The organism is Streptomyces hirsutus, assembly GCF_001418415.1.
GTDB lineage: Bacteria > Actinomycetota > Actinomycetes > Streptomycetales > Streptomycetaceae > Streptomyces > Streptomyces hirsutus.
The window spans coordinates 1-9,836 of the sequence record NZ_LIQT01000512.1 but is presented as its reverse complement, the minus strand read 5'-3'; the positions used below and the strand labels follow the sequence as shown (position 1 = coordinate 9,836).

Below are 9,836 nucleotides of genomic sequence, written 5' to 3'. Positions count from 1 at the left end.
AAGCACCGTTGCAGTACTAAGTAGCGACCGCGGCAGAGTCTGCGGGCCCGAACCCACAACCGCGGAGCGCTCTGTGTGCTGGAGAACATCGACAGTCCGACGACGGCTTACGACTTGGTTCGCGATACCGCTGTCGGCAGTTGATCGCCGCTTCGCCCAGGAGTTGGCCGTGACAGGACGTAATGCGGTGGCAGTGGTTCCCGAGCTCCTGCTTGGATGCTCGGCGTGACGTCTGTGGACCTTGCTGATCGCCGTGAGCTGCTGGACCGACTTGAGCAGTACTACGATGCGGTTCCCCGCTCCGGCGCCCGAGTCGAAGACTTCGGGCCGCTGAGCCTGTTCATACGAGAGGGGCAGGGCTGGCCCTTCTACGCACGTCCGACCCTGGGATGGTCCGGATCGGTGAGTGCCGCCGATGTGAACCGGGTCCGCGCCCGGCAGCGGGAACTGGGCATCCCGGAGAGTTTCGAGTGGGTCGCCGAGACCGCGCCCACGCTGCGGGCCGCGGTCGAGCAGGCGGGGCTTGCCGTGCACGAGCACCCCTTGATGGTGCTCGGCCCGGACGTACCGGCTCCCGCCGTGCCCGAGCCGGCCGACGGTGTGGTGGTCCGGACCGTCGGGCCGGACGATCTCGTGCTGCCGAGCGGCGCTGGCCGTTCCTCACCCGGCCTTCGCCGAGCCTGGCACCGGTGGCGGTGCAGCCGGCCTGGCGGAACTGGGCGAGGTGGTGCGCGGCCGTGCCGGTGACGGATCGGTGAAACGCGCGGTGGCACGCATCCTGGCCGGCCTGACGTGCGTTGCCGCCGCGGTGGAGGACAACACGGCCGTCCTGGGCGGCTGTGCTGAGGGTGCGTCCACTTCCGGGCGACGAATCGCCGGTGCCAGGCCAGTAGCGTGGTAGGGGTGACCGCGAACACCTGACGCCAGCGCTCGCGTGGGACCAGCCGGGAGAGCATGGCGAGCCAGATCCGGTCGGCGGGCTCGTAGCGGACCCGGGCGATCTGGCGGCGCAGCACCGCGTTCTCGTGCCGCAACGCCAGCACCTCCGCATCCTTCGCTACGCGGCTGCGCAGTACGGCAGCGGGCACCGCGATCAGATTCCGGACCAGCGCGGTGACGATGGACAGCGGTATCGAAGGATCGTCGCAGATGCTGTGACGGCCAGTCCTGTGATCTGGGAACTTCCAGGTCAGGCCCCAGAATCGTGTTTCCGAGCGGGACAGGCAGCATCCACGGTCTGGGAAGTCTTGGAGGAGGCCGGCATCGAGCCGGTGCCCGAGCGGGCCTCGAGCACCTGGGGGACTTCCTGCGCTCCCAGGCCGACGCGCTCCTGGCGTGCGACTTTTTCGAAACCGTCACCCCGTCCGGGGCCCGCTTGTACGTGTTCGCCGCGATCGAGCACGCGAACCGCCGAATCCGGATCCTGGGCGCGACCGCGCATCCGACCGCGTCCTGGGTGGTCCAGGCGGCGAGGAATCTTGTCATGGACCTCGAGGACGCCGGCTGTTGGGCGCGCTATCTGATCAGGGATCGGGACGGGAAGTTCCCGCGGCTGTTCGACGCCGTCCTCAAGGACGCGGGTATCGAGGTGGTGCTCAGCGGCGTCCGGATACCGAGAATGAACTCGATCATGGAGCGGTGGGTGCGGACCTGCCGACGAGAACTGCTGGACCGCACATTGATCTGGAACCAACGCCATCTCCTGCACGCACTACGCGAGTTCGAGACGTTCTACAACGAGCACAGGCCGCACCAGGGCCTCGCGAACGCCCACCCCCTCCACCCGCTGCCCGCTCCGATCGAGGACCCGGACCGGATCGCCCGTCTGGACATACGACGGCGAGCGCGGCTTGGCGGCACCCTCCACGAGTACCAGCATGCGGCCTGACCAGCACGGATGAGGTATTCGGCAAGCACAGGGTGTCCTTCACTGCCAGATCAGTGACTCTGGTGGCGCTGGCCTTCCTGCCCGGTGTTCCCGTAGCGCCGGATACGGAGCCCGTGCACACCGCGAGCACGAGCCCACCGGTGATCGACGGACACGGTGACAGAGTGAACACCGATGGCCACTGCTGCCCGGAACCCGATAGACGTCCCGTCACGGGCGGTCGAGGGACTGCTGCTGTTCTTCCTGGCGTCGGCCGTCGCCGGAGCCGCGTACGCCTTCGACTTCGCTGGCGGGCTCACGGTGCTCAGCCGATCCGCCCCCGCCTCGCACCGGGCGGGCATGGTGTCCGGCGGCTACCTCGTCGGATACGTCGCCCAGGGCATCGGGGTACCGGCCCCCGGCGCCGTCGTGACCGCGCACGGACTGATGGCCGGTCCGGTGACCGGCGCGGCCGTGCTCGGCGGCTTCTTCGTCCTCGTCGCGGTCGTCGGCCTCGTGGTACTGACGCCCCTGCACCGAGCCGACCGCGAGGCCGCCCGCCCTGCCCCCGCACCGGTCCGGGAGCCGGCCCGGACGGACTCCGCCTGAACACGGGAGCAACGGTGCGCCGATTCGCCCCGCGGTGGAGGCGGGGCGAAGCGGCGCACCTGGCCGGGGCGGTCGCTACGGATTCACACAACCGATCGTGCCCACCGGGAAGTTGTTGCCCGACGACGTGGCCGTAAAGCCGAACGTCACACTTCCGTCGGGATTGATCACCCGATTGTGAGCGACGTTCCGTACCGTCACCGTGCCGTCGGATCCGGTGGTGAGGGAGCCGTTCCAGGCACTGCCGATCGTGGTCCCGGGACCGGGCTTCCACTGCACGGCCCAGCCGTTGAGCGGCGAGGTCCCGTGGTTCATCACCTCGACGGAGCCCTGGAAACCGCCGTTCCAGGAGTTCACCACGTTGTAGACGGCCATGCACTCACCCGTGTGGGGCGGGTCGGTCGGGTCCGGGTCCGGGGGCGGCGTGCTGCCCGAGCCCCGGATGCCGGTCACCTCGCCGTTGCCCCCGTCGAAGACGACGTCGGAGCAGGAGAAGAAGTTCTCCTGGCTGTCCGAACGCACCCACTGCATGAAGATCAGCGCGTCACCGGAGCGGCCGGAGGGCAGCTTCAGGTTCCAGTAGTAATGGCCCCCGTTGGCACCCGGGGAGCCCTGCTGGGGCGGGTCGGTGACGGTCTGGATCAGCTCCAGGTCGTTCCAGCCCAGCTGGGACGTGGGCGACCAGCCGGGCTTGGTGATGTAGACCCGGAAGTCACCCGGGTGCGCAGCCCAGTTGCTGTACTGCGCCTTGATCGTCGCTCCGGACGTCAGATGCGTGCGGGGCCAGTCGGAGCGGGCCGCGTTGTAGGCGGAGAAGTCGTACGGCGACCGGTCGCCGGCACTGCACAGCGTACCGTCCGGCACATACCCCGGGCCGCGCCCGGCAGCCCGGGAGTCCAGGACGGCGAACCAGTTGTACAGGGCCGACGCGCCGCTCTGGTTCAGCGCGGCCCGGCAGGCGGGGTTGGTCGGGTCGAGTGAGCCGGTGCCGGTGACGGCGTCCAGCTGACAGAGGTAGGTGCGCGAACCGGGCATCATCGCCACGCCGTGCGCCTGCGCGTCCTTCTGCCAGAGGAAACTGAGACCGAGCCCTCCGAGGAGGGTCGCCAGTACCGCTGCCAGAGAGACCAGTCTGCTTCTCAGAGCCATGGAGTCTCCTGTCCTGATGCTGAGTTCTTCATGAGCGGTGGAGGGGTGGAACCCCCGCCCGGCCGGGGAGGGCGCCAACCGGACGGGCGGGGGGCTTGGAGGGACCGTCCCGCGGCGGAAGCGGGGCCGGCCGAGCGGCCGGTGCGTCGGCACCGGCCCTCGGCGCGGCCGTTCGCGGTGCGGTCCGGCCGAGGCCCGCCCCGTCGGCGCAGGGAGGGAAGAGCGGGCCCCCGGAGCGAGGGGGCACGGCGGGGCGCGGCCCGCCGTGCGCCTCACGCGGTCCGGCAGGCGGTGCCGTTCAGCCGGAAGGTGTCGGGCCGTGCGAAGGCACCGCTGTAGCTGCCCTGGAAGCCGAAGCTCTGGCTCCCCCCGGCGGCGATCCGCGTGTTGCCGGCCGGTGCGGTCGCCGTGACCGCGCCCGAGGAGGGGGTGACGGACGCGTTCCAGGCGTGGACGATGCTCTGCCCGGAGGGCAGGGTGAAGGCGAGCTGCCAGCCCTCGACGGCGGCCGGGCCGTTGTTGGTGACGGTGACGTTCGCGGTGAAGCCGCCCGGCCAGACGTTCGTGGCGTACGACACCGTGCAGGCGGCCGGGGCGCCGGGGTCCCCCGGATTCGAGCCGCCGCCCGTGTTGACGGTGGACGAGAACGAGTGCACGGCGAGTCCCGCGCCATTCTGCCAGGGCTCGAAACCGGCCTGAATACTCGTCAGGTACCAGTCGCTGCCCGCCAGTCCGCGCGCGACGGTCTCCCGGACGAAGTCCATCACGTCGAAGCTCCAGCTGCTGATCGCCGACGGCGCGACGAATGACAGCACGTCGTTGGTGCCGTTGCCGCCGGACCACACCTGCCAGGTGCGCCCGGCCACGGTGGCCGTGCCGACCTGCGAGCCGATCGGCTGGATCTGCCCCACCTTGTTGAACCAGATCATGATCTCGGTCCGGTTCACCCCGTCGGTCCGGGGCGTCGGGTCCAGCCAGATGTCGTACGAGGCGTTGTACACGGCGTTGTCGACGTAGCCGTACGAGATGCTGGTGGGGGCGTTCGCGATGCCGCTGATGCGCGCAGGGAGGGCGGTGCCCGGCGAGCAGTTGGTGTAGTGGCAGCCGTTGAAGACCGACGGGTAGGACTTCGGCGCGCCGTTGGTCGGCACCGAGCCGTCGGCCTGGGCGACCCGGAAGCCGGTGTCCGTGGCGGTGACGCACTGGGTGGCGCTGGTGCCCCAGCGGTTGTTCTGGACGACGTAGCGCCCCTGAATGACGGTTGATCCGTACTGTTCGCAGACCGTGGTGTCGGCCTGGGCCGGCGCGGTCGCGGTCAGCAGCGCCGCGAGCGCGGCGAGAGCGGTGAGGAGCGCGGCTGACACGGTGCGCAGCGTGCGGGGGTGGTGCCGTAACCGTGGCATGTGGGGGACCTCTCCGGGAGGGTGTGCGGGGTTACCGGCGGGAGTGCTCCCGCCTCCCCATGGGTGGGAGCGCTCCCAATGGTGTTCCGGGAGGGGACTGTAGAAGGCGTCCATGTCCCTGACAACCCTGTGCGCGGCAACCCGTCGAATGCGTTTCGAAGGCGCTGGTCAGATAGGTGATCCACTCGAACTCCGAACGCCGGGAGCGCTCCCGAAACATTCGACGTGCACCGGGGGCGTGCCCGGCGGGCCGGGGCGGCGGGTCGTCAGGCGGATCCGCGCAGCACCAGCTCCGTGCGGAGGATGACGTGCCGCCAGGCCACCGCCGGCTCCTCCATCTCCTCCAGGAGCAGCCGCACCATCGTGCGCCCGATCTCCTCCAGCGGCTGACGCACCGTCGTCAGCTTCGGATCGGTGTGCTGTGCGAGCGGAAAGTCGTCGAAACCGATCACCGCGACGTCGTCCGGCACCCGCCGCCCCGCCGCGCGCAGGGCGCCCAGCGCGCCCGCGGCCATGGTGTCCGACGCGGCGAACACCCCGTCGATCTCCGGGGCGCGCTCGATGAGTTCGGCCATCGCGCGGTGCCCGCTGTCCGCGGAGAAGTCGCCCTCGACGGTCCAGGACGCTCTGCACTCGGCACCCGCCCGCTCCAGCGCCTCCCGGTAGCCGCGCAGCCGGCACTGGGCCACGTACATGCCGGACGGTCCGGTGATGGTCGCGACCGCGTGGCGGCCGCTGTCCAGCAGATGCGCCACGGCGCTGCGGGCCCCGCCGACGTTGTCGGCGTCGACGTAGGTCACACTCTCGTCCCCGGAGCGCCGCCCCAGCAGGACGGTGGGCAGGCCCACTTCGGCCAGCATGTCAGGCAGCGCGTCCTCGGCGTGCACGGACATCAGCATGACGCCGTCGACCCGGCCGCCGCGCGCGTACTCCACGAGACGCTGCCGCTCGGCGTCCGTGCGCACCAGGGTGAGCAGCAACTGCACCTCGGTCTCGGTCAGCGCGTCACCGACGGACCGCACGATCTCCGAGAAGAAGGGTTCACCGAACTGCCGCCAGTCCGGCTCCGTCATGACCAGCGCGACCGCGTCGGCACGCCGGCCCGCCAGCGTACGGGCCGCCAGGTTGGGGACGTACCCCAGTTCCGCGATGGCGCGATGCACGGCGCGTCGCGTCGTGTCCTTCACGCCCGCCGCGTTGTTGATGACGCGGGAGACGGTGCTCCGCCCCACACCGGCGAGCGCGGCCACCTCCTCGAGCGTCGGTGGGCCCGGACGTCGCCTGAGCATGACCACCCCCACGAGATCACTTGATCCTACGGCCCCAGCCATGCCCGTATCGACCGTTCCCACAAGCCCCCGCAACGGGTCGGCTGTACATCATGCTGCCCCGCACAAGGTGCCAAGTACTCGCCGCCACACCCACGCCTGAGCTTGACTCTGTCGGGGATCTTGGGGTGGCCGGTCTCATCCACCGACGAAGCGCCAGGAGCGAGGTCGGGGGATCCCCTGCTGGTCCAGGTGGGTCTGGAACGCAGTCGGCTGCCGGGGTGGACGGCCCTGTTCCGCAGGCGAGGAATCGGTCGAGAGCCGTTCGATGTTCACCGCGATGGCGGTGAGAACGTGCTGGACATGGGTCTTGGCGAGTCCTCGGTAGCGGCATCGCCGCATCTCGTGGCCGTGCACGAGCTCGTTGACAGTGCCTTCGACACCGGAGCGGAGCGCGTAGATGCTGCGTCGGTCCGCACTGTTGTGCTCGGCGCGGGCACGTCGTTGCAGGTCGAGCAGGTCCTTGGGTGGGAAGCCCACGCTGCGTGAGGCCGCACGGGAGCTGGTGCACTTCGAGCGGGCCGGGCACGGACCGCACTGGCTCTTGGCGAACTTGACCACGATCAGCGGTGCCGCCTGCGGTGAGGAGGTCGGATACGGGCCGTACCAGGCGCGGCTGGTCTGGCCATGGGGGCAGGTCACCTGCCGCTGCTCGAAGTCGATGCGGAAGACGTCCCGGCCGAAGCCGCCCTGTTCGCGGTGCTGGCGAGTGGGGTTACCGCGCACTGGGCCGACCAGTTCCACCTGGTGGAAGCGAAGGGCGCGATCCTGGTGGACGAGCGTGGTGTAGCCGCTGTCGATGAGATGCTCGGCGGGCAGCGGGCGGCGGCGTGCGAGCCGGTGGTGGATCTCGGGCAGGGCCCGGGAGTCGTGCTCGGTGGCCCCGGTGGTGGCCACATCGGTGATCACGTTGGTGCCGTTCTTGTCGCAGGACTCGGTCACATGGGTCAGGTAGCCCTTCCAGCGGGTGGCGTGTCCGCGGCGGCTGTAGCGAGCCTGGGTGTCGTAGGGGGAGACGATCGCGGTTCCCGACGGCGGCAGGCCGCCGTCCTCTGGGGTGCGCCAGCGGATCCTGCCGCGCTCGTCGAGCAGGTAGTTCTGCACGAAGATCTCCCGCAGGGCCTTGACCTGCGGCCCGGAGGGGAAGGGGACGGGATACCGGCGAAGATGCGCCGTAGGAGCGCAGCTTGTCGGTGACCAGCACCCTCGGCACCGTGCGGGTCTTCTTCAGCAGCCTGCGGAAGAAGCGCTGGGCCGCGGCCTTGTCCCGGCGGGACTGTACGAGAATGTCCAGGACGGTGCCGTCGGCGTCGACGGCCCGCCACAGGTACTTCTGCTCTCCGTTGATCTTGATGAAGACCTCGTCCAGGTGCCATGTGTCCCCGGGCCGGGGCCGCCGGCGACGCAGCGCGTCGGCGTAGGCCTGCCCGAACTTCAGGCACCACCGCCGGACGGTTTCGTAGGAGACGAGCACGCCGCGCTCGAGCATCAGTTCCTCGACCTCGCGGAACGACAGCGGAAACCGGTGGTACAGCCACACGCAGTGGGAGATGATCTCGACGGGGTACCGGCGCCCCCGGTACGACGGCGGCGCGGACGACACGAGCAGTCCCCTCCCCGATACGACCTCCACGGAGATCATCCCACGCCGGTCAGCCAACGTGACAACGCCCGCCGGAGAGCTCACGGACAAGCTCGCCGCGCCGGGGTGGCCAGCCGATGTCCGGACCGTGGGCGGCAGCTTCAGCGTCGGCACCGCGGAACCGCCGGGCAACCCCGGCTGACAGTCCACAAAGGTGGCTGCATCCTGAACCACGTGGCGAGGATGCGGTCCCGACGGTGCGGAATCGCCACGGCGCCGACACCCGTTACGCAAGGTCGTCAACGGGGTGAACGTGTCTGATGCGGCACTAGCTGGTACCGGCGGGCGGGTCGGCGTAGACGCCGTGCAGCATGCCGGTGGCCTGCCCGACTTCGATGAGATAGCCGTCCGGGTCGCGCAAGTAGCACCGCAGCTCGGCCGTGCGATCGATGGGTGGCGTGAGGAATTCGGCGCCCTTCGCACTCCACTCTCGGTGGCATGTCTCGATGTCGGCGACGCGGAGGTTGAGGAAGCTGCTGACCGTGCTCGGGTCGGTGGGCGGGCGCAGGGTGACGTCTGGCTTGTCCGGGGTGGGGCCGCCGCCCGGGTTCATGATGATCCATCCGTTGCCGAGCTTGATGGTGCAAGGGTTCTCCTCGAGCACCACCTCACCGCCGAGAACGTCGGTGTAGAAGGCGCGAGATCGGGCTACGTCGGCCACCGTCAGAAAGTGAGTGAGGAGGATCCCGGAATCCGGGGCAGGAAAACCATCACGGTGCATGCAAGGCCTCCAGGTAAATCGGATCTTTCCCTCCATAGTGGTGGACGGATGTCCGTGGGCACGAATGAACACGGCCGGGAGGGGAGCCGGCCGTGCTGGCCGCCAGGCACTCCGCTGACCAGTGCCCGTNNCGACACGGGCACTGGTCAGCGCACGTCGACGTAGTCGCCGCCGGACACGGCAGTGCCGGGATCGGCGACGAAGCTGTCCCTTGTGCCGCTCGAAAAGTCATCGGCGCAGGTGGGAGTGGTGCGGTTCGGCCCCGGGAGCATGTCCGCGTGACCGTATCCCTGCTGTACAAGGTGGCCCGGAGAGCTGCTGTCCGTCCCGTCGGTGCTGCCGCGCCTGACACCTCCAAGGACGCTGAGCTGCTCGTGCCGCAACACGAGCATGCGGTCCTGCGCCGTCAGATCGCCGGCCCGGTCCGCTCCGAGCCGGCGACCGGTTCCGGTGCGCCGCCCTGTCCGTGCTGATACCCCGGCGACCCCGGCGCGAGGTCTTCCCGGTCACCCCCTCCACCCTGCTCGCCTGGCACCGCAGGTTCGTCGCTGTCACGTGGGACTGCACCGCACGCCGACGCTGCCCGCGCCGAAATCCTCATCCGTCCTGCTGGGAGCCGGTGGGGGGGTACCGGATCCTGAGGGCCGTCGCTCGAATCGGCGCTCTGGCGCGGCCGTCGATGGCCGCGGCAACATGATCGATCGTGCTGTTGTGACTGGCTTACCCGGGGGTGACCAACGCGTTCGCCATGCTGCGCCTGCTACCGATGAGCGACCGGGACAAGGGCGTGGAGATTCTGGCGCTGCGTCATCAGATCACGGTGCTCGAGCGGCGGCCGGGCCGGAGCGGGCCACGGTTCGATGCGAGCGATCGGGCGTTCCTGGCGGCGTTGCCGCACCCGCTGGCTGGAGCACGCGCGCGTGGCGGAGCGCCCGGCACCGGGGACGGCCGCGGGCGGCCGGCTGCGGGGCAGGGTGTCCGGCTGAGGGCGGTGGCGGAGACCCGACTGAGCGGGTGACGCGGACATGCTTGGTGACTCGGCTCGCGTGAAGCCGCACCTGGCCGCAGACTATGACTCTGGGTGTGCGCTTGGTTGCACCCGTGAGTGCGAGGGCGG

At 69.9% G+C, this 9,836-nt stretch carries 8 protein-coding genes and 2 pseudogenes; 4 read left to right on the top strand and 6 right to left on the bottom strand.

What is annotated here, in order from left to right; genetic code table 11:
• The first annotated feature begins 225 nt into the window (after positions 1 to 225).
• From AOK11_RS32855 to AOK11_RS32845, 3 genes and pseudogenes are all read left to right on the top strand, one after another.
• Positions 226 to 747 (top strand): hypothetical protein, encoded by a 522-nt coding sequence (locus tag AOK11_RS32855; protein ID WP_157869503.1) that lies wholly within the window; start codon positions 226 to 228, stop codon positions 745 to 747.
• A gap of 476 nt (positions 748 to 1,223) precedes the next feature.
• A pseudogene (locus AOK11_RS46500) lies at positions 1,224 to 1,888 on the top strand (integrase core domain-containing protein); the annotation flags it as partial.
• 174 nt (positions 1,889 to 2,062) lie between these two features.
• On the top strand, positions 2,063 to 2,476 hold the full coding sequence (locus tag AOK11_RS32845; RefSeq protein ID WP_055597325.1) for a hypothetical protein: 414 nt from the start codon (positions 2,063 to 2,065) through the stop codon (positions 2,474 to 2,476).
• 75 nt (positions 2,477 to 2,551) lie between these two features.
• Here the strand turns inward: AOK11_RS32845 and AOK11_RS32840 are convergent, their stop codons facing one another.
• From AOK11_RS32840 to AOK11_RS32810, 6 genes and pseudogenes are all read right to left on the bottom strand, one after another.
• Entirely contained in the window at positions 2,552 to 3,625 is a 1,074-nt protein-coding gene (locus tag AOK11_RS32840) for a lytic polysaccharide monooxygenase auxiliary activity family 9 protein (protein ID WP_055597324.1), read from the bottom strand.
• Between the two features lie 272 nt (positions 3,626 to 3,897).
• The gene (locus AOK11_RS32835) at positions 3,898 to 5,028 is read right to left on the bottom strand and encodes a glycoside hydrolase family 12 protein (RefSeq protein ID WP_055597323.1); all 1,131 of its coding nucleotides are present in this window, start codon (positions 5,026 to 5,028) and stop codon (positions 3,898 to 3,900) included.
• A gap of 266 nt (positions 5,029 to 5,294) precedes the next feature.
• Positions 5,295 to 6,317, bottom strand: coding sequence for a LacI family DNA-binding transcriptional regulator (locus AOK11_RS32830; RefSeq protein WP_055597327.1), 1,023 nt, complete (start codon positions 6,315 to 6,317; stop codon positions 5,295 to 5,297).
• 177 nt (positions 6,318 to 6,494) lie between these two features.
• Positions 6,495 to 7,460 carry a transposase gene (locus AOK11_RS45690; protein WP_055597322.1) on the bottom strand — a complete coding sequence of 322 codons (966 nt, stop codon included), beginning with the start codon at positions 7,458 to 7,460 and terminating at the stop codon, positions 6,495 to 6,497.
• 61 nt (positions 7,461 to 7,521) lie between these two features.
• Positions 7,522 to 7,959, bottom strand: a pseudogene (locus AOK11_RS41010) (IS6 family transposase); the annotation flags it as partial.
• Positions 7,960 to 8,266: 307 nt separating this feature from the next.
• Positions 8,267 to 8,719 (bottom strand): VOC family protein, encoded by a 453-nt coding sequence (locus AOK11_RS32810; protein ID WP_055597319.1) that lies wholly within the window; start codon positions 8,717 to 8,719, stop codon positions 8,267 to 8,269.
• Between the two features lie 730 nt (positions 8,720 to 9,449).
• Here AOK11_RS32810 and AOK11_RS45680 point away from each other — a divergent pair.
• Positions 9,450 to 9,737 (top strand): hypothetical protein, encoded by a 288-nt coding sequence (locus tag AOK11_RS45680; protein WP_240497579.1) that lies wholly within the window; start codon positions 9,450 to 9,452, stop codon positions 9,735 to 9,737.
• Positions 9,738 to 9,836 lie beyond the last annotated feature (99 nt).